Origin of the sequence: Streptomyces sp. IBSBF 3136, assembly GCF_036815105.1 — a bacterium.
Classification (GTDB): Bacteria; Actinomycetota; Actinomycetes; order Streptomycetales; family Streptomycetaceae; genus Streptomyces.
This window is the reverse complement of the sequence record NZ_JAJSZC010000169.1, coordinates 1-17,620: the sequence shown is the minus strand read 5'-3', so window position 1 is coordinate 17,620 and position 17,620 is coordinate 1. Positions and strand designations below refer to the sequence as shown.

The following is a 17,620-nucleotide window of genomic DNA, read 5'->3' as shown; positions in this document are numbered from 1 at the left end:
CCTCCCCCGCTTCCCCCACGCCGTCGCCGTCCTCGGGCTCCCCCGCGTCGGCGCCGGTCGGCCGCCGGACCGTGCTCGGTGCGGCGGCCGCCGCCGTGCCCGTGGTGGCCGGCCTGTCCACGCCGGCCCACGCGGCCACACCCGCCCGCGCCGCGAAGGCGGCCCGGAGGTCCCCGCGCGTCCTGCCGGGCGGCGGCGACCTCGGCCCCAACGTGCTGGTCTTCGACCCCACCACGCCCGGCATCCAGGCCAAGCTCGACCAGGTCTTCCGGCAGCAGGAGTCGGCCCAGTTCGGCACCGGCCGCTACGCGCTGCTGTTCAAGCCCGGCACGTACCACGACCTCAACGCCCAGATCGGCTTCTACACCTCGATCTCCGGGCTCGGCCTCTCCCCCGACGACACGACGATCAACGGTGACGTGACGGTCGACGCCGGCTGGTTCGACGGCAACGCCACGCAGAACTTCTGGCGTTCGGCGGAGAACCTGGCCCTGGTCCCGGCCAACGGCACCAACCGCTGGGCGGTGGCGCAGGCCGCGCCGTTCCGCCGTATGCACGTGCGCGGCGGGCTCGATCTCGCTCCCTCGGGCTACGGCTGGGCGAGCGGCGGCTACATCGCGGACAGCCGGATCGACGGCCAGGTGGGGCCGTACTCGCAGCAGCAGTGGTACACCCGCGACAGTGTCATCGGCAGCTGGCTCAACGGCGTCTGGAACATGGTGTTCTCGGGTGTCCAGGGCGCACCCGCGCAGAGCTTCCCGAACCCCCCGTACACCACGCTCGACACCACCCCCGTCTCCCGCGAGAAGCCGTTCCTCCACGTCAGCGGCGGCGAGTTCCGGGTGTTCCTGCCGGAGAAGCGGACGAACGCCCGTGGCGTCACCTGGGGCAACGGCACGCCCAGGGGCACGTCGCTGCCGCTGTCCCGGTTCTACGTCGCCAAGCCGGGCGTGAGCGCCGCGACCCTCAACCAGGCGCTGGCCCAGGGGCTGCACCTGCTGCTCACCCCGGGGATCTACCACGTGGACCGGCCGATCCAGGTCAGCCGCCCCGACACCGTGGTACTGGGCCTCGGTTACGCCACCCTGGTGCCGGACAACGGCACCACGGTGCTGAAGGTCGCCGACGTCGACGGAGTACGGCTCGCCGGGTTCCTCATCGACGCGGGTCCGGTCAACTCCCCCACCCTGCTGGAAGTCGGCCCGGCGGGCGCGGCCGGGGACCACTCGGCGAATCCGACCACCGTGCAGGACGTCTTCGTGCGCATCGGCGGCGCAGGCGCCGGTAAGGCCACCACCAGCATGGTGATCAACAGCCGGCACACCATCGTCGACCACACCTGGGTCTGGCGCGCCGACCACGGCACGGGTGTCGGCTGGGAGACCAACCGCGCCGACTACGGGGTGGTGGTCAACGGCGACGACGTGCTGTGCACCGGCCTGTTCGTCGAGCACTTCAACAAGTACGACGTGCAGTGGAACGGCCAGCGGGGCCGCACGGTGTTCTTCCAGAACGAGAAGGCGTACGACGCCCCGAACCAGGCCGCGATACAGAACGGTTCCGTCAAGGGCTACGCGGCCTACAAGGTCGGTGACAACGTCACCTCGCACGAGGGCTGGGGCCTGGGCAGTTACTGCTACTACAACGTGGACCCGTCCATCGTGCAGCACAGCGGCTTCGCCGCGCCGAACCGTCCGGGCGTGAGGTTCCACGACCTGCTGGTGGTCTCGCTCGGCGGCAAGGGCCAGTACGAGCACGTGATCAACGACACCGGAGCGCCGACCTCGGGCACCTCCACCACTCCGTCGACCGTGGTGTCCTACCCCTGACCCCTGTGCGGTGCCGCCCGCCGCCCCGAGGTGGGAGCGGCGGGCCCGGCCGTGGAGGCGGATCGGCGATCATCGACGCATGACGCCGAGATGGCGGGCAGCACCACCGCGGTATCGTCGCGATCAAGGGTCCTGGTGGCCGGCAACCGCATCACCTCCAGTTGACAGGGCCGTGTGTGTGATCAGCGTCGCCGGTCGCCGGTCAGAGTGTGCCGCCGAGCCCATGCGCCAATCGCGTGGGCGATGGCCTGGGGTTGGTCCTCGGGTGCGTGGTGGCCGGCCGGTCCGCAGTGCCGGGTTTCCAGCGCGGCAATGTTCGCCGCGCACCATTTGGCCATCTCCTCACCGATCAGCAAGGTGGGCGAGGAGTCGAAGGTGAGGAGCAACTTGGGGACCTCGCCGCTACCGGCCAACCATTTGACGTACTGCTCGACCCGTTCGGCGACATCGGTAGGCTGTCCGTCCAACGGTAGCGAGCGAGCCCACTCCAGTACCGGGCGGCGGCTTTCCCGAGTGGGGTACGGCGCCTGGTAAGCCTGCATGTCAGCCTCACTGACTGGGTTCAGCACGCCGCCGGTGAAGGCCGACTCCAGGAAGACGTTCTGGTCCAGCACCAGTGTCTCGCCCTGGGGTCCGCGCATGGCCTGGGCGCGCGAGCGCGGTCCGTCGCCCAGCTCGCTCCAGGACATCGGCCGAACAATGGTTTCGAAGAAGGCCATCCCGCGGATCCGGTCAGGGTGGCGAGTCGCCCAGTCGAAGGCTAGTGCACCACCCCAGTCGTGACCGACGAGCACCACCCCGTCCAGGCCCAACTGGTCGAACCAGTCGTCCAGGTAACGGGCGTGGTCGGCGAACCGGTACAGCACGTCGGGCTTGCCGGAGTGGCCCATGCCGATCAAGTCGGGGGCGAGCAGGCGGGCGGGCAGGTCGACTTCGGGCAGCACCTTGCGCCACAGGTGCGACGAGCTTGGGTTGCCGTGCAGAAAGACGAAGGGGGTGCCGCTGCCGACCTCTTCGTAGAACATCGTCGAGTCCAGCACGTTCGCCACGGGCATGACGTCCTCCAATTCGTTCGTCACACGAACATTCCATCGTCGGTTAGAGTATTTTGTTAGTGTGACTAACGCAAGGGATGCAGGTACGAGCAACTACATGCCCGACACGGCTCGTTCGGCCGACCGGCAGGCCACTGCCGAGCGGCTGCGGAATCTGCGGACCCGGCTCCTGTCACTGGCCGCGATCCAGTCGGATCGTCTAGTGAACGAGAAGCTGGCCCGGGCGGACGCCCGCAAGTGGCATTACGCGGTACTCGCCACGCTGGACGAGTTCGGACCCGCAAGCCAGGCAGAACTGGTCTCCCGCACCGGGATCTACCGCAGTGACATGGTCACGGTCATCAACGAGCTGGCCGATCGCGGAATGGTGGAACGCTCACCCAACCCCGCCGACCGCCGACAGAACGTCATTACCCTCACCCGGCAGGGCCACCGGCAACTGCTGAAGCTGGACAAACTGCTGACCCAAGCGGAGAGCGAGGTGCTTGCGCCACTCACGCCGCCGGAACGCGAGCAGTTGGCCCGGCTCCTCGCTGTCCTTGTGCACCACCACACCCAGGACATATGAACACGCCGCGCGCCGTCACCCGGATCGGATCGGTGCACGGACCTACGCATCCCCGTGTCCGTCCACCCGTACTCGAGGGAAGTGGTGGCACCGGTCCTACAGCGACCGCTACTGGGCGCGCCACCGGTGCCGGCAGCGCGCTGTACGGGCCCCGGGAGCGCGGCTGAGCCCATCCGCACGAGTGGCGCCGCCGGGGCCGAGCAGTATCGTGAAGGTGTCCGCGTGCCGCGGCGACCCCGCACGCCCCGCGCCGGGGCCGGGCTGTTCCCCGACCCGACCGGCAGCGCACGGTCACCGGCTCGCCGCATGACGGTACGTCAGCCCGGCCCGAGTGCGGCAGCCTTGGGCTGTGGTGCGGTCCGGTGCCGGGCTGAACACCGTGGGCACGGCCCCGAGAACGGCAGGAGGGCTTCCCATCGTGGAGATGAAACTCGAGGTCGTGGTGATCCCGGTCGCCGACGTCGACCGTGCGCGGGGGTTCTACGAGACGCTGGGCTGGCGGCTGGACGCCGACTTCGTCGCCGAGGACGGGCTGCGCGTGGTGCAGCTGACCCCGCCGGGCTCCGCGTGCTCGGTCATCTTCGGCGACGACGTCAGCGCGGCGCCGCCCGGCTCCGTCGAGGGCCTGCACCTGGTCGTCCCGGACATCGAGGCGGCCCGCAAGGAGCTGGAGGGCAACGGCGTACAGGTGAGCGAGGTCTTCCACGACGCGGGCGGGGTGTTCCACCACGCGGGCACCGCGCGGCGGGTACCCGGTCCGGACCCCGAGCGGCGCAGCTACAACTCCTTCGTCTCGTTCAGCGACCCGGACGGCAACGGCTGGATCCTCCAGGAGATCACGGAGCGGCTCCCGGGCCGGTGACACCAGGCCGGCCGGCTCCGTGGTCACGCGCCGGGGACGGGGGGCCTGCGGCGCGCGTGACCGGCGGACCGGGTGGCCGGCGGACTGGCTGGTCGGCGGACTGGCTGGTCGGCGGACCGGCTGGTCGGCGGACCGGCGGACCGGGTGGCCGGCGGGGCCGTCGGTGAGCCAGGAGCCGTCGCCCGGGGGCACCATCCACCGCGGATCCCGGACCGGCAGGCCTTGTGCGGGATCTTGCTCGTGCCGCACACGGGCATCCAGTGGGAGTACCTGACGCGGGAACTGGGCTTCGGCTCGGGAATGACCTGCCGGCGCCGCCTGGCCGCCTGGAACGAGGCCGGCGTGGGGGACGAATTGCGTGTCTTGCTGCTGAGGAGGCTGCGGGCCGCAGAGAAGCTGGACTGGTCCCGGGCGGTGATCGACTCCTCCCACGTGCGGGCCGCTCGCAGGGGCCCAAAAGCGGACCCAGCCCGGTCGACCGCGCACGGCCGGACAGCAAGCACCTCCCGGCGGTTGCCGGTGTCGTCGGCCGACCCAGACACCCGCCCGACGCGCTGCTTGCCGACCGCGACTACGACCACGACAAGTACCGGCGCCTTCTGCGGCAGCGCGGCATCCGCCCGGTCATCGCCGAACGAGGCGTGGAGCACGGCTCTGGCCTGGGCATCTTCCGCTGGGTAGTCGAGCGCACCATCGCCTGGCTGCACGGCTTTCGCCCGCCTGCTGATCCGATGGGAGCGACGCGACGACATCCACGAGGCCTTCCTCGGCCTCGCGACCTGCCTGATCACCCACCGACACGTCCGGCGCCTTTGTTAGGAACTCTAACAGCAGCACGGCGGCTGTCCCTTTGGCCGGCCGCCCCTCGAGCGCCCGCCCCGTCGGAGGACCGGAGACCTCTGGCGGGGCGGGTAAGAGCGAAGAGGCCCCAGCCGGTGGTGTGTTCCGGCTGAGACCTCTTCCCTGTTCCCTCGTTACAGGGGGCGGATGTTCTCCGCCTGCGGGCCCTTCTGGCCCTGCGTAACGTCGAACTCGACCTTCTGGCCCTCCTGAAGCTCACGGAAGCCCTGGGCGGCGATGTTCGAGTAGTGGGCGAAGACGTCGGGGCCGCCACCCTCCTGCTCGATGAAGCCGAAGCCCTTTTCCGCGTTGAACCACTTCACAGTGCCCTTGGCCATGCCTGTCTCCTTCGAAAGGACTCGTATCGGGTCTCGCACCGTGCGGAACCCGGAGGTGATCGCCCTGGTCCGGAGAGGCGTTGAACAGCAAAAACGCCCGCGATTGCGATCACGGGCGAACGGGACTTCGGAACCACGACTGCTGGTAACGACGCTACACCGGCTGGTGAGGTTCGGCCACGCGATTCCGGTCATCGTGGCGTGTTGCCCCGACGTGCCGCATACGTGCCAACGTCTCACGAAGGCCCGGGCCAGTGGCTGGCAACCGCATCCCTCATGCGGTTGTGCCCTGCCTGGGTGGTGAGCTCCGACTGGTCGAGCAACGCTAGGCAGTGTCTGCAAATGATCTTGAGTGGTGGATCGCGGTCGGGTGTTACGTCGCCATGAACTGTCCGATGCGAGTGGGAGTTCGTCCGGCCGTTGCTGCTCCACGCCGCCCATGTGAAGGCAGAGGCCGCCGGCGACATCGACTGCTTGGTGTCGGTCGAATCCACCGTGGTCCGCGCTCACCAGCACGCCGCCGGGGCCCGAAAGAGGGGCTCCGCAGGCCGGCCCGCGGACGCTCCCGAGGCAGCCTGACCGCTCCGAACCGCAGAGATCGGCAGAGGCCGCCGTGCCCTCGGAGGCCACCGGCCCGAACGTGCTCGGTAGGGCTCTCCTTCGTGGAAAGCCCCTGGTTTTGCACCACTCGGCACGGCTACCGTCAGCGTCCTCACGCTCACTGTTCTTGGGGGGACATCCGTGCACGTACGCAAGCCGCAGCTCATGCCGGCAGTCGGTGCCGTGATTGTCGTGGTCCTGACGGCTTCCGGGTGTTCCGCAGGTCCACAGGCGACACCGGACTCGGCGGGACCGCGGGCGACCGCATCGGACAAGGCCGTCGTGGCACCTCTGACGCGGGCACAGTTGCGGGCGCTCACTTTCAAGGACGGCGAGGTCGCGGGGGTACCCAAGGGCGGCCTCGCAGTACAGGACCCCCAGCCGAAGGAGGAGCGGCGCTCTTTCCCGCCGGTGTCCGATCCCGCTTGCCAGACCATGCGCGACATCCGCAACGGGGAGGGCGCGTCCACCGTCGTCCTACAGGTCTTCAACTGGAAGGGCGACATCTGGGGCGGCGGCTCGATGCTTGCCGCATACCAAGGCGGGAAGGCCAAGCAAGCCTTTACTCAGCTGAAGCAGGCGCTTGGCTCCTGCCGCTCATATGAGGGCACAGGCTGGGTGGGGAAATTCAAGGCCACGCTCACGATGGAACAGGCACCGGACGTCGGGGACGAAGCCGTGCGGTTCCATGAGACCGTCCCCAGGCGCCCTGGGGGGCCGGGGGACCGCAACGAGCAATTCACCGTGGTGCGGGCTGGGAACACCATCGTGGCGTTCCAAAAACTGAACGTCGGAGGCAGCGCAACCTTCCCTGCCGATCTGGTCAGCCGGCAGGTAGAACGGTTGCAGAACGCACAACGCCTCTGACGACAGCACAAGAAGTACGGGGCCGGCGGTACGGTGATCGAGTTCGCTGGTCACGGGCGGTTGCTGCTGGCGGTGGGTCCCACGATGACTAGCTGCACGAGGACCCCCGAGAGGGTGCCTCGGGGACGCCCTACGGGCACCCGGGCCGGCTCGGGGATCAGCCCGGCCCCCGCCCACTCGTCATCCGTCCTCCTGCGCCGGGGAGCACCGCCGACCAGCCGGCCGCCGCGGGCCCAGGCCGGCAGGTGTCTCTCCTGCCTGGTTACAGGTACGCGGTGGTCTCCAGGGGGCTCTCTCGTAGGAGGTCCCGTGCGCAGCTGAAACAGGCCGAGGAGATCCTCGGACGAGGTGAGCGCCGGTCTACTGCTGCCGGTGCTTGGCCTGGCAGGGCCGGTGGCGGTGGACCGTGATGCTGGACGGTCGCAGTCGGCCGTACGGGTGACGCGTCTCGGCGTACTCGGCCTGCGTGGGCGTGCTCTGCGCTCGCCGTGCGCGGGTCAACTGCCGCAGTTCGGAGCGCGCCACGGGGACCGAGGGGGCGGTTTCCCGGTAGGGGTGCCACCACAGTCGCCCGGACAGGAGCAGCAGGCGGCGGCGCAGGACGGTGGTGTCGCGGTGGCGGGGCGCGGCAAGGGCGTCGTAGGTGGCGTTCCACGCGGCTTGTGGCTGCATCAGGTCGTCGGGGAAGTCGGTCCCGCCCATACCGATATTAGATCGTTTGTTCGAATTATGGGAGTGGTTCTGGCGCTGGCCCCTGATGCTCACGCTGTTCGCCGCCGGCATCCTACTGCCCCAGCACATCGACGCCTTGTTCGGCGAAACCGCCCGCAGCACCGACCCCCGTAATTTTGCCGGCAGCTCGGGCGCGACATACTTCCTCGCCGCCACCCTCGCAGCGGGCCTCGTACTGACCAGCACAGCCCCCCGAGAGCGGCTGCTCGCCGTGAGCGTTCCGGCGGCCGGCCTCGCGATGTGGTTGGCCCAAGACAACGGGCACGGTCTCGTGGCCTGTTACGGATTCGCCCTCGGCTTGATCGTCCTGTTGGTCGCCCGCCGGCTGCCGCACCGGGTCGCCCCCGATTCATCGCTGTTGGCGGCGGAGCCGTCCCGGCCGAGAACACGGCGCGGGCGGGTGACCATGGACCGGTCATAGCCGATGCGCTCCACGGCACAGACCGCAAACCGGCTGCGGAGGGCGGCAACGGGGGATCTGCCCTCAGACGCGCGGTAGGGGACCGTTCTCGATGACGACCTTCGGGTCGTTCCCGTCGCCGACAGCTGGGGCCTACACCAGCGCTTCGGCCCGAGCACGTACCTCGTACGGCATGTGCACGCTAGAAGGACCCTCGTGGCGGCTGCCGGTATCACGAGGCCCCGCACACACCCCGCGGGGCCTCCCGTCTCCTGCCCGCCACGCAATGCGCCGTGCGACATCGTCCCGGGCGGAGGGAAGCCCCCCGTCCAAGGCAGGCACGAACGCATGCCTGCAGCGGGATAGGAGATCCGCCACGCCGCAACCGTGCGGTACCCCTCGGAAGGTCGCACGCCGAATCGGCGACGCGATCCCGGTCCTCCCCCTACCGTCGAAGACCTCAGCCACCACCCCTGCCCCCGCAGGAGTCATGAGCCCCGACCTGCACAGCCCGTCTTCAACACCCACGTCACCCTCCGCGACGGCGAACAGATCCTCTTGTCTCAGCGGGGCGGCCCCTACGGCTAGGGCCGGTGGCACCTGCCGTCAGGCAAGTTCGATCAGGGCGAACCCCTGGCCGTCGGTGCCGCCCACGAGCTGTTTGAGGAGCCCGGCGTCAGCGTCGAGCCTGCCGAACTTACTCCGGTGCAGGTCGTGCACCACCGCCAGGACGATCACGTGGAGCGGATCGGCTTCTTCTTCGAGGCCCTCATCTGGCAAGGCGAGCCGATCAAACGCGAACCCGTTAGACACAGAACACGCGTAAGGAGGAGCTGACGCCGCCGGCTACCGCTGCTGGCCGCAGCCCATCGGCCGTGCGGACGGCGCGGCCTGGCCGCCCAGTCAGATCTTCACGCCCCCGACCTCCCTTGCACACAACTCGACCAGGGGCCGGCCGCAGGCGGCGGCCGGTATCGCCACCGCGAGCGGCCCCGGGCCCGACGCCGAGCAGGCGCCCGAAGCGGCAGGCGGGCTGGGGCAACCAGCAATCGCGCCAGTCGTGCCGCTGACAGGCGGCAGAGGCAGACGCATCCGCCCTCGCCCAGAACGGCAGCCAGGCCCTCTCATGGTTTTTGCTGAAACCCCAGCGCTTGACTCACTTCGAGGGAGACATTGAGAAGTGCTTCATGATCGGCTGGCGGCGTGCGGAAGCCATGACTACGAGCAGTCTCCAGAAACTCCCGCGGAAGGTCGATATTGTATCGCTCGACGTACCATGCCAAGTCTTCGCGCCATACGTACTGCCCGTCCGAGAGTACGGACGACCCGCCGGGCACCCGGAAGGCACCACCGATGGCATCGGTGGTCAACTCCATCACGTCGAGGATGGGATAGCCGGACCTAAGGTAGCTGACGACGTCTCGGACCGAGTACAAGCCTGCACCCGATCCAGGCGGGGGCACGGAGCCACCCCAGGATGGGGAATACTTTGGATCCATTTCCTGATAGAAACCGGTCAACTTCACTTCAGCCTCCGATGATGGGTAGGAAGGTACGTCAGTACCCGCCGTTGTCGATCTGCGGAATCTGTCCCGGGCCGAGCAGCGGATTGGTGCCTACCCTGTCCGTGGGTGCCCTTACCGTGACGCCCATTTCGTTGGCTGTCTACTGAGCGATTCCCGAGCTGTCCGCCCCCGAATGGCAGACCATGAGGCGAAGCGGTCCGCCATTGTAGTTCGGGTTGTTGCGGACGGCATCGACGAACTGGCCTCCGTTCACTGGGCCGTTCGGAGTCTCCAAGAAGCCGTCTCGTGAGCCATGGGCGACGACGTCGTGCTCCCCTTGGTTCAGGACATTGCGGAAGTTTCTCATGCTGGCCCGTCCTCGCCGACCAGCGTGGCTGTCTCCCCGTGCGTCACGGGTGACGCCGAGGGAATACCGCTGTCGCTCATGTAATCCATGCCGCCCCCCGCCGTGCAGGGGGAAAGGCCGAGCGGATCGCTCCATGTATGCGGATTCCCGAGGTAAGTGGCGGGATTGGGGGCGGGTGTCAGACCGAGGGGATCGGGGGTCAGGTAGCGGGCGGTCTCCGGGTCGTAGTGGCGGAAGTAGTTGTAGTGGAGGCCCGTTTCGGGGTCGTAGTACTGGCCGGGGAAGCGCAGAGGTGTATAGGCGGTGCTGTCGACGGCCCAGGCCGTCGTTCCCCACAAGGTGCTGCGGGTGCGCCGCGCGATGTCGCCGTGTTCGTCGACGAGTTCGCTCGGCGTCCCGACGAGGTCCGTGACGATGGCGAAGAAGCGGGAGTCGATTTCCTCCTGCGTCGCGTCGGGAGCAGTGAGCCTTTTCCATCTCGATCAGGTGGCGAGTTCGAGTGCGACGACGGCACGGACGACGGCGGTGATCCGGGTGGTGTTGCAGCGGAGTTCCCTGAGGAGGCGCCAGCATTTGAGGGTGGCCATGGCGCGTTCGCCGAGACTGCGGATTTTGGCGTGATCGCGGTTGTGACGACGACGCCAGCCGCGCAGGTTCTTGCCCCGGAGCGGGACGCGGACAGCAGGGCCTGCGCCCTGATACGCCTTGTCAGCCCAGCACTTGACGTCATCGGCGGCGAGAGCGGCGGGGATGCCGTGGGTCCGGGCCGCTAGTACGGCCTGTCGGCGGCGATGCGGTCGATTGGCAGCACGGTGCCGTCGAGGATCACGTACGCCTTCTTCCGCACCGTCGTCATGGCCTGTTCCAGCGTGGGCGCGAGAGCGGCCAGGAGGTCGACGGCCTCGCGTCTGTACCGGTGGAGAAGTAGACGTACCCTCCGGCGTCGTTCACGGCAGCATTTAATCCGCTCGCAAATCCCCGGGCCGCCATGCTTCCCCAGTTCGTGGCGATCGGCTTTACGTACTCGACGGTTCCGGGAGCCGGATCGAGTTTGTAGCGCGCGTAATGTGGTTCGGGTTACGCCGGGGCATGCAAACCCGACAGGCGGCCTTCTACTGCGTCAGCTGTCCCCAGGTTTGTGGCCCGACGATGCCGTCGGCCACTATGGCGACGCGCTGCTGGAATTCGCGCACGCGGCCGTCCGTGACCGGACCGAATCGGCCGTCGACGGCGAGCTGCAAGTCGGGCAGGTGGTCGTCCAGCAACCGCTGCAGCTTCCGTACTGCAGGGCCGTGCGAGCCCTGCTGCAGGGTGGGTGTACCGGCGGAGACCTCCTGCGCCAGCTCGCCGTCCGTCAGCATGCCCCAGGTCTGGGGGCCGACTATGCCATCGACAATGATCTCGACGCGCCGCTGGTACTCGCGTACCCGGGCATCCGTCACGGGCCCGAAGCCTCCGTCGACGTCCAAGGAGGGCAGATCGGGCACGTGCTCATTCAGCAGTCGCTGGAGCTTGCGTACTGCCTCTCCGTGGGAACCCTGGCGCACCGTGGGAGTACCGACGCCGTCCGACGTACCCGAGCCGGGCACTGCAGTCTGGACGTCCAGGTAGAAAACGTACTTCCCGACATCGCCGGCGTCGTCCACGCCGGTGAGAACGATGGTGTCGGTGAACTGCAGTGTCCGCGGATCGTCGGGTCGGGTTCGGGTCTGGCGGCGGGAGTTCGCGGACAGGAGCTGATCCTGGGACAGGGCGATCGCCCCTGGGTTGTAGGCGTCGTCCTTAACGCCGAACAGGTCGGCGACGAGATCGACGAAAGCCTTGGACAGGAGCTCGATCAAGGGTGCGGCTATGGTGGCCACTCCGCCCCCGGCGAAGACGGCGACGGCGCCGGTAGCCGCCTTGGAGGCGGCTTCCGCTATGACTTTCTTCTCCTCTGTCACGTCCCCGGAGTCGAATTCCACCAACGTCGCGGACACCGTGAGATCCTGCGCGGGGCCGGAGTAGAGCGGCTGCTGGACAGCGACCATCCGCAAGCCCGGGGGCCCCAGGACGTACTTCCCATTGCCGCTGTCCGGGAACTTAATCACGGGCTGCGGATTCGTGCCCGCTATCAGCTGGACCGTGCCGAAGACCTCATCTTCCGTTTCCTGACGAATTTGGCACTCAAGCCCAGTCCACATGACCTTGACGTCTGACATGATGCCTCGATCCTGGAGTGAGGGCCGGGCAACGAGACGCTTCCCCCGTGGGCGGTGACTGACCGGCCGCATGAAATTCCGCCCTGCCGAATCGGTCAGGAGAGTTCCGGATCGGCTGAACGCCCTTCCCCTCCCAATCTATCTCCGCCCCGGTACCGTTGTCCTGTGCAGCATGCACCTCCTGCGCAGCAGCGACGCGGTCCACCCAGGAGGCGAACGCCTCACCTCGCACCGGGCAGGGCACCGCCGGCAGGCGACGGAAGCGGGACACGGCGACGAGCCGCCGGCCAGACACTCGGGGCAGTGGTGGCACGACTCGGCCATGGGCTGGCGGCCTCACACTCCGCCCCGGCAGACAGGAGGGCTGTCAGGCCGGGCAGACAACGAGTGTCGCCGCGGAACAGAAGCGGAGCTCCCGTCCCTGGATCGAGACTCAGGTGAGGAGTGCATGCGCGCGAAGATGTCAGCCACCACGCCGCGGAACGGCTACCCAGGTCCGCGAAGTCCACCGATCGACTGCACCCGCGGCAACATCCGTCCGAGCGTTCGTGCTATCACTCGACACAGCACGCCCGATCGGACGATTTCCATCATGCGGCGCTACTGAACAGATGCCTGCGCAACTGAACCTTTGACTGCACGGCTGAACTTCCGACTACCGCACAACAGTTCCCATGACAGTGGCGCCGGCATCACCGGGAAACGGCCGCGACAACCTAGGAGGGTCGAAACATCCTGAGATGCGCCCTATGGCGCTGAACAGTTCACCGCGCTGCCGCAGCTTCCCCGCGACCGCTGATGGCTACCGCCAACTCGTCGACTGGGCACGATCCTTCGGCGTGCTGCGACGGCCTGGCGTTGAATGCACCGGCTCTTACGGAGCCGCGCGTCGCTCAGATGCCGCTTGACCGTGCCTTCACCGCAGCCGAGCCGTGCCGCGATGTCCGCGGTGGACATGTCCTCGTAGTAACGGAGCACCACGCAGGCCCGCTGCCTCGGTGACAGTCCGCGCATGGCGTCCATGACGTCGATTTGGTGCATGACGTCCGTGCTGTGGTCGGCGACCGGCGCCGAGGACACGAGCCGGGGAAGCGCGCGGGTCCAACGGGTGCGGCGCCGGTGCAGGTCCAGATAGCGGTTGAGCATCGTGCGGCGTACATATGCCTCCGCCTCCCCCAGTTCCCATGCACGGCGAGGCCGGGATAAGACCCTTACCAGCGCCTCCTGAACCAGGTCGGCGGCCTCCGCGCGGTCGCCGCACAGCAGGAAGCCGTATCGGTTCAGCTCCGCGCCGCGCTCCTGCGCGAGCTTGGACAGCAGCCTCGACCATTCGGCCACGTTCCCTCCGATCCCCTCACCCGGTATCACGAACAACTCACCCGTTTGGTTGGGGCCTTGCGGCCAGGAAGTTCGACGGGCCGCCGCGGATGGTGCGGCGCGGTGGTGCCGCCACAGGGCGAGGGGCACCACAGGCTCCGGGTGGAAGCTCCGTGGTGCCCCTCGCGGGCGTGCGGCTTACTGGTGCGGGTTCAGCTTCAGACCGAAGCTGTGGAGGATGTCAGTGGCCTCAGTCCAGTACATGTAGTCCGTACCGCTGTTGGCGGAAACGATTCCTCGCGCTTGGCGGTGGGAGCCGTCGTTGATCGTGAAGACGATGGTGTACCGGTAGTCGTCCCTGACGGTCATGATGTTGCAGGGGACACCCTTGCCGTTGTAGTAGGAGCGGGCGCCGTCCTGGCAGACGTTCCGTCCGTAGTAGGAGTAGGCGGAGTTGTTGACGGCGTACCACTTGCCGGAGGGCTTGCACGGACCGGCAACCGCTGACCTGCACCAACTCCACGACGCGGTTCACGCCGACCGACGGCACGCCCGGCTCGTACCTCAAGATCGCCTGCAATGACTACCGGTCGGGTACCAGTGGCGGCCCCTTCCTGGCGAACTTCAACACGCACACCGGCAAGGGCGATGTGGTCGGGAGCATAGGCGGTTGGAAGACGGGTGGGCCCACCGCAGCCGCGGTGAGGGACCGGTGGTGAAGCGAGCAAGGTCTTGGGATCCAGCGGTCGTCGCACCGTGATCCTTCCGTAGGAACAAGGCGGCACCACCGATCCGCGCGGTGGTGCCGCCTTCCACAGCGTCCGGGTACCTGGGCCGGGGCGAAGCGCATCCGCATCGATTCATGGCGGCTTCCTCCGCGTGTTCCGCCGTCGGGCTCCCGTCGCCTTCCAGGCGTGCGGCGGCCCGGCCGACGGCGAGGTGCGCGAGGCGCAGGATGCCGCCCAGTTCCTCGACGGGCAGCCCGCCTCGCGTCGGCGTCTCACGCTGCCGACGATCGCCCCCTACGGCAGCGTCCTGTCCAGCGCGGTCGCTACTCCGGGCCAGCGGGGTTGTGCCGGCCCGCCGCCGGTAGAGCCCCCGCACGCTCACTCCTTCAGCGATGCCGGTAGCCGGTAGCGACCCGGTCGCTGTTCACCCGCCCCCGCCGCCCGTGCGGAAAGCCCGCATAACGACCCGAGACCACCTCCCCGTACACCCACCTGATGCCCTTACCCGTGACTCCCCAGCACTGGGCGTAGAAGTTGGTGCTCTTCGCCAGCACGGCCAGGGAGCGGTAGCGGGTGCCGCGGCCAGCGCGCAGGTGCACGGCGTCAGTGGTGTGCAGTTGTTCGGGTGCATGGGCACCGGGCACCCTTCGGTGTCGGTCTTCCCTCCGGAAGAGCCCGCCCCCGTGCCAGAACAACCGGGGGGCGAGCACAGCGTTCCCGCCCGGCCCGCACAAAGGGAAGGCCCCCGGAACCCGAGGCGGACACTCAGGGGGGTGATGCCGAGGACGCCGCCGATGCCACTACGGGATTCGGGCGACGTCAGGGACGAGCGGCATCGGTCGTGGTGTCAGGGCGGGTTGAGCTTGTCCTCAATGAAGGGGAAGAAGCCGCAGCCGCGCGTCTGTGTCTCTCCTCCAAGCAGGTGACTTTGCGTCAACTACCTCTGCAGCCAAAAGTGCAGGTCAAAGGCCGGTTCACGGAGGGTTGGGCAGGAGGTTTCGAAGACTTTTTGCCCCAACCGAGTTTTTAGCTAGAGCTAAAGGTGGCATCCTCGTACAGAGGCAACACGTGTTGCCATGCGATGAGTTGGGGGTAGATCCGTGAGCATCTTTGCTCGCTCCGAGAACACCACAGACTTAGCGGCTGCCCGGCTGGCCAGGCAGGCCTCCGCTTCATTGGCCGGCCTGCTGGCAGGCCTGGGCTGGTCCCGTTCGGACCTGGCGAAGGCCATGGGGGTCAGTCCCGGGCGGATCAGCCAGATCATGTCCGGCGACGCGAACCTGACCGTGCGCACCCTGGCCGCGGTCGCCGAGGCACTCGACGCCGAGGTCGAGATCACGTTCCATCCCCGGCCGCGTCAGACGGGCACCGACGACTGTGACGGCAAGGACTCCTCACCGCTCAGAAGCGCGAGCCTGAAGTTCTCTCACTGAGCGGTGATCCGCCGGTTGTGTCCGAAAGTCGTTGTGCCGCACCCGCCCTAGGGTTTCGTCTCCTGCTTGCGCCCACGCCAGCGGCTCAGCAATGAGCGCTGCGGCGGCAGTTGCGGACTGTGGAACGCATCGTTCGAGGTGGCCTTCTCGCGCAGCGCAATCAGCTGCGCATACTCGCTGCGCCGGCCGTGGACGTAGGCGAAGAGCAGCAGGTGACCGCACTGCGCTCGAGCTTCTGCGAACGCGCGGCGCTCACGGATGGCTTCGTCCTCGCTCGGCTCACGCGACCACGGCATGCCGGGCTCCCGGCAGTCCTGGGCGATCGTGGTCTGCACTTCCAGAGCTGCGTCCAGGGCCTTCTCGGCATCGGCGTACAGGGTGGTGACCGTCTTGACGTCGCCGCTGAGCTCGTGCCGGTCGAGCAGGTACAGCTTGAGGTCGTAGACGAACACCCGCAGCTGCGCCGAGCTGTGGATGCCCTCGAGGAACGTGTCGGACCAGGCCCGGGCGTCCAGGTGCACCCGGTCGATCAGCCTCTCCCTGACCAGGGCAATCCCCAAGGTCATGAACTTGATGTACGGCGGCGTGCCCTCTTCCTGCTTGCGCCTCGGCACCGCGGCCGCTCCGGTGGCGACACCCGCCACCACAGGCGGAAGATCACCGGCATGAGGCAGCAGCATGGCCGCGACCACCGTGACACCGCCCAGCATCCCCAGCATCAAGGCCAGCAGACCGATCGACTGCCGGCTCCCCAGCAGCCGGCCCCGCCGCGAGAAATCCCGCAGCAGCCCGAGCCACGCGATGGCGGCACTCACCACCGCGGGTAACGCATACCGGCCCACCCAGACGTGCTCGTGCCACATCACCGACGGTCCCCTCGACGTCCGCACACAAGGCAGGGACAACCGCCACCACACACCGATGAAGCCGGTCCTTCCCCTTCGGCGCGTCACACCAGCGCCCACCCCCGCAGCCACCACAGGCGAGGCACCGCGAGCAGAGCCGATGATGTCACCCACCACCACCCGGGTCAGTCACTTTGCGCAACAATTGGCCACCCTCGCCAGGTGCCGACACCACAGCCCCGCGCAGGCCGCGCCCGCACGCGTCCAGACGCGGGGCGGCCCTGCTGCCAGCACGCACCCGGAATTGTGTCGGTAGGCGGTGGCGCTCGAGTGTCTTTCCTGGGCGCAAGTGACAGCGAAATCGGTCCGTCCTGTTCCGCCTCACTGCTGTCTATCGACCACACCCCCAGCCTGATCCGGCTCGTTTGGCATGCCGAGATCGGATAGGGCCTGCCTGTCTCGAACTCCTACATCCCGCAGGCAGGCCCCTGGACTCCCGGACATCGCACCCGGCGTCCTCATGCGCGGCGACGACTTCGGACGATGGCTCCAAGGACAGAAACAACCCGGCACCCGGGCGCCCCGGCTGGGCGTGACGCCGCCCGAGATGCCGTCCCTAGCACCAGCCGCCACGAGCGCGGCGAAGGGCCCGGGGAAGGCGTAGCAGGCGTTCCAAGGAACCACCGTACGAGGAATGCACGCAATAGGTACGCTGAAAGATCGGGATCAGTTCGGTTCATGGGGTACGATGGAGGTGGAGGTGCTTCATGTCCGAGTTGTTCGACGCAGTGGACGCGCTGGTGGCGTCCCGGTCACCGCTGCCGCCGCCGGCAGAGCGCAGGCGGCTGCGCCAGGCGCATGCGCTCACCCTCGACGAAGTGGCCACCGCCCTGGGCGTGCGGCGCGCGACCATCGGCGACTGGGAGACGGGCAAGACCGAGCCGCGCCCGCCGCAGCGGGACGCGTACGCGCGCCTGCTCAAGCAGCTCACGCAGCTCTACCCCGCTGAGAGCACCGGGGCACCGCAGGAAGACACCGCTGCGCAGCAGACCGCTCCCCCCACAGCGCCAAAGACGCCGCATGCCCCCACGGGTCCGGAGCCCGATGCTGCGGCCCCCGCCGCGTCCGACACC

The 17,620-nt window shown here is 68.1% G+C and carries 16 protein-coding genes and 6 pseudogenes; 11 read left to right on the top strand and 11 right to left on the bottom strand.

Going from position 1 to position 17,620, the window contains the following annotated elements; all coding sequences use genetic code 11:
• Nucleotides 1-71: 71 nt before the first annotated feature.
• On the top strand, nucleotides 72-1,829 hold the full coding sequence (locus V7E45_RS29145; protein ID WP_333777182.1) for a coagulation factor 5/8 type domain-containing protein: 1,758 nt from the start codon (nucleotides 72-74) through the stop codon (nucleotides 1,827-1,829).
• A 182-nt stretch (nucleotides 1,830-2,011) separates the two neighbouring features.
• Here V7E45_RS29145 and V7E45_RS29140 read toward each other — a convergent pair whose 3' ends face one another.
• Complete coding sequence (locus V7E45_RS29140) at nucleotides 2,012-2,908, bottom strand: haloalkane dehalogenase (RefSeq protein ID WP_333777180.1); 897 nt, start codon at nucleotides 2,906-2,908, stop codon at nucleotides 2,012-2,014.
• A 73-nt stretch (nucleotides 2,909-2,981) separates the two neighbouring features.
• Here V7E45_RS29140 and V7E45_RS29135 point away from each other — a divergent pair, with 73 nt between their 5' ends.
• The 3 genes and pseudogenes from V7E45_RS29135 (at nucleotide 2,982) to V7E45_RS29125 (ending at nucleotide 5,133) form a co-directional block, all read left to right on the top strand.
• Nucleotides 2,982-3,452 carry a MarR family winged helix-turn-helix transcriptional regulator gene (locus V7E45_RS29135; protein WP_333777179.1) on the top strand — a complete coding sequence of 157 codons (471 nt, stop codon included), beginning with the start codon at nucleotides 2,982-2,984 and terminating at the stop codon, nucleotides 3,450-3,452.
• 418 nt (nucleotides 3,453-3,870) lie between these two features.
• Complete coding sequence (locus tag V7E45_RS29130; protein WP_333777178.1) at nucleotides 3,871-4,314, top strand: VOC family protein; 444 nt, start codon at nucleotides 3,871-3,873, stop codon at nucleotides 4,312-4,314.
• Nucleotides 4,315-4,458: 144 nt separating this feature from the next.
• Nucleotides 4,459-5,133 (top strand): annotated as a pseudogene (locus tag V7E45_RS29125) (transposase).
• A 155-nt stretch (nucleotides 5,134-5,288) separates the two neighbouring features.
• On the opposite strand, the gene V7E45_RS29120 reads toward V7E45_RS29125, so the two are convergent.
• Nucleotides 5,289-5,492 carry a cold-shock protein gene (locus tag V7E45_RS29120; RefSeq protein WP_333777177.1) on the bottom strand — a complete coding sequence of 68 codons (204 nt, stop codon included), beginning with the start codon at nucleotides 5,490-5,492 and terminating at the stop codon, nucleotides 5,289-5,291.
• A gap of 492 nt (nucleotides 5,493-5,984) precedes the next feature.
• On the opposite strand from V7E45_RS29120, the pseudogene V7E45_RS40735 reads away from it, so the two are divergent.
• Together V7E45_RS40735 and V7E45_RS29110 are read left to right on the top strand one after the other, a co-directional pair.
• Nucleotides 5,985-6,073: pseudogene (locus V7E45_RS40735) on the top strand (IS5/IS1182 family transposase); the annotation flags it as partial.
• A 160-nt stretch (nucleotides 6,074-6,233) separates the two neighbouring features.
• A complete protein-coding gene (locus V7E45_RS29110; protein ID WP_333777176.1) occupies nucleotides 6,234-6,959 on the top strand; it encodes a hypothetical protein in 726 nt (241 codons plus the stop codon).
• Between the two features lie 360 nt (nucleotides 6,960-7,319).
• Here the strand turns inward: V7E45_RS29110 and V7E45_RS40730 are convergent, their stop codons facing one another.
• A complete protein-coding gene (locus V7E45_RS40730) occupies nucleotides 7,320-7,661 on the bottom strand; it encodes a hypothetical protein (protein ID WP_443056276.1) in 342 nt (113 codons plus the stop codon).
• 16 nt (nucleotides 7,662-7,677) lie between these two features.
• Here V7E45_RS40730 and V7E45_RS29100 point away from each other — a divergent pair, with 16 nt between their 5' ends.
• On the top strand, nucleotides 7,678-8,112 hold the full coding sequence (locus V7E45_RS29100; protein WP_333777175.1) for a hypothetical protein: 435 nt from the start codon (nucleotides 7,678-7,680) through the stop codon (nucleotides 8,110-8,112).
• A gap of 579 nt (nucleotides 8,113-8,691) precedes the next feature.
• Nucleotides 8,692-8,928 carry a hypothetical protein gene (locus V7E45_RS29095; RefSeq protein WP_333777181.1) on the top strand — a complete coding sequence of 79 codons (237 nt, stop codon included), beginning with the start codon at nucleotides 8,692-8,694 and terminating at the stop codon, nucleotides 8,926-8,928.
• A gap of 287 nt (nucleotides 8,929-9,215) precedes the next feature.
• Here the strand turns inward: V7E45_RS29095 and V7E45_RS29090 are convergent, their stop codons facing one another.
• The 4 genes and pseudogenes from V7E45_RS29090 to V7E45_RS29075 form a co-directional block, all read right to left on the bottom strand.
• The gene (locus tag V7E45_RS29090; RefSeq protein WP_333777174.1) at nucleotides 9,216-9,467 is read right to left on the bottom strand and encodes a hypothetical protein; all 252 of its coding nucleotides are present in this window, start codon (nucleotides 9,465-9,467) and stop codon (nucleotides 9,216-9,218) included.
• A 600-nt stretch (nucleotides 9,468-10,067) separates the two neighbouring features.
• A pseudogene (locus V7E45_RS29085) lies at nucleotides 10,068-10,436 on the bottom strand (RHS repeat-associated core domain-containing protein); the annotation flags it as partial.
• Between the two features lie 9 nt (nucleotides 10,437-10,445).
• A pseudogene (locus tag V7E45_RS29080) lies at nucleotides 10,446-10,882 on the bottom strand (transposase family protein); the annotation flags it as partial.
• A gap of 193 nt (nucleotides 10,883-11,075) precedes the next feature.
• Entirely contained in the window at nucleotides 11,076-12,164 is a 1,089-nt protein-coding gene (locus V7E45_RS29075; RefSeq protein ID WP_333777173.1) for a peptidoglycan-binding domain-containing protein, read from the bottom strand.
• A 776-nt stretch (nucleotides 12,165-12,940) separates the two neighbouring features.
• Between V7E45_RS29075 and V7E45_RS29070 the strand changes: the two are divergent.
• A pseudogene (locus tag V7E45_RS29070) lies at nucleotides 12,941-13,051 on the top strand (IS110 family transposase); the annotation flags it as partial.
• 16 nt (nucleotides 13,052-13,067) lie between these two features.
• On the opposite strand, the pseudogene V7E45_RS29065 reads toward V7E45_RS29070, so the two are convergent.
• The 3 genes and pseudogenes from V7E45_RS29065 to V7E45_RS29055 form a co-directional block, all read right to left on the bottom strand.
• Nucleotides 13,068-13,502 (bottom strand): annotated as a pseudogene (locus V7E45_RS29065) (sigma-70 family RNA polymerase sigma factor); the annotation flags it as partial.
• A 177-nt stretch (nucleotides 13,503-13,679) separates the two neighbouring features.
• Nucleotides 13,680-13,850 (bottom strand): hypothetical protein, encoded by a 171-nt coding sequence (locus V7E45_RS29060; protein WP_333777172.1) that lies wholly within the window; start codon nucleotides 13,848-13,850, stop codon nucleotides 13,680-13,682.
• Between the two features lie 745 nt (nucleotides 13,851-14,595).
• The gene (locus V7E45_RS29055) at nucleotides 14,596-14,808 is read right to left on the bottom strand and encodes a hypothetical protein (RefSeq protein WP_333777171.1); all 213 of its coding nucleotides are present in this window, start codon (nucleotides 14,806-14,808) and stop codon (nucleotides 14,596-14,598) included.
• Nucleotides 14,809-15,309: 501 nt separating this feature from the next.
• On the opposite strand from V7E45_RS29055, the gene V7E45_RS29050 reads away from it, so the two are divergent.
• Entirely contained in the window at nucleotides 15,310-15,642 is a 333-nt protein-coding gene (locus V7E45_RS29050) for a helix-turn-helix domain-containing protein (protein WP_333777170.1), read from the top strand.
• 47 nt (nucleotides 15,643-15,689) lie between these two features.
• Here V7E45_RS29050 and V7E45_RS29045 read toward each other — a convergent pair whose 3' ends face one another.
• Nucleotides 15,690-16,505: a hypothetical protein gene (locus V7E45_RS29045; protein WP_333777169.1), complete on the bottom strand. Its 816-nt coding sequence runs from the start codon at nucleotides 16,503-16,505 to the stop codon at nucleotides 15,690-15,692.
• A gap of 749 nt (nucleotides 16,506-17,254) precedes the next feature.
• On the opposite strand from V7E45_RS29045, the gene V7E45_RS29035 reads away from it, so the two are divergent.
• Nucleotides 17,255-17,620: helix-turn-helix transcriptional regulator (locus tag V7E45_RS29035; protein WP_333777168.1), on the top strand; the 366-nt coding region annotated here is incomplete at its 3' end.

Bases quoted from the DNA above. Each gene is read 5' to 3' on its own strand.
- V7E45_RS29135 (WP_333777179.1), top strand. From the start codon at position 2,982: ATGCCCGACACGGCTCGTTCGGCCGACCGGCAGGCCACTGCCGAGCGG.
- V7E45_RS29120 (WP_333777177.1), bottom strand. From the start codon at position 5,492: ATGGCCAAGGGCACTGTGAAGTGGTTCAACGCGGAAAAGGGCTTCGGC.
- V7E45_RS40730 (WP_443056276.1), bottom strand. From the start codon at position 7,661: ATGGGCGGGACCGACTTCCCCGACGACCTGATGCAGCCACAAGCCGCG.
- V7E45_RS29090 (WP_333777174.1), bottom strand. From the start codon at position 9,467: ATGGAGTTGACCACCGATGCCATCGGTGGTGCCTTCCGGGTGCCCGGC.
- V7E45_RS29075 (WP_333777173.1), bottom strand. From the start codon at position 12,164: ATGTCAGACGTCAAGGTCATGTGGACTGGGCTTGAGTGCCAAATTCGT.
- V7E45_RS29060 (WP_333777172.1), bottom strand. From the start codon at position 13,850: ATGACCGTCAGGGACGACTACCGGTACACCATCGTCTTCACGATCAAC.
- V7E45_RS29045 (WP_333777169.1), bottom strand. From the start codon at position 16,505: ATGTGGCACGAGCACGTCTGGGTGGGCCGGTATGCGTTACCCGCGGTG.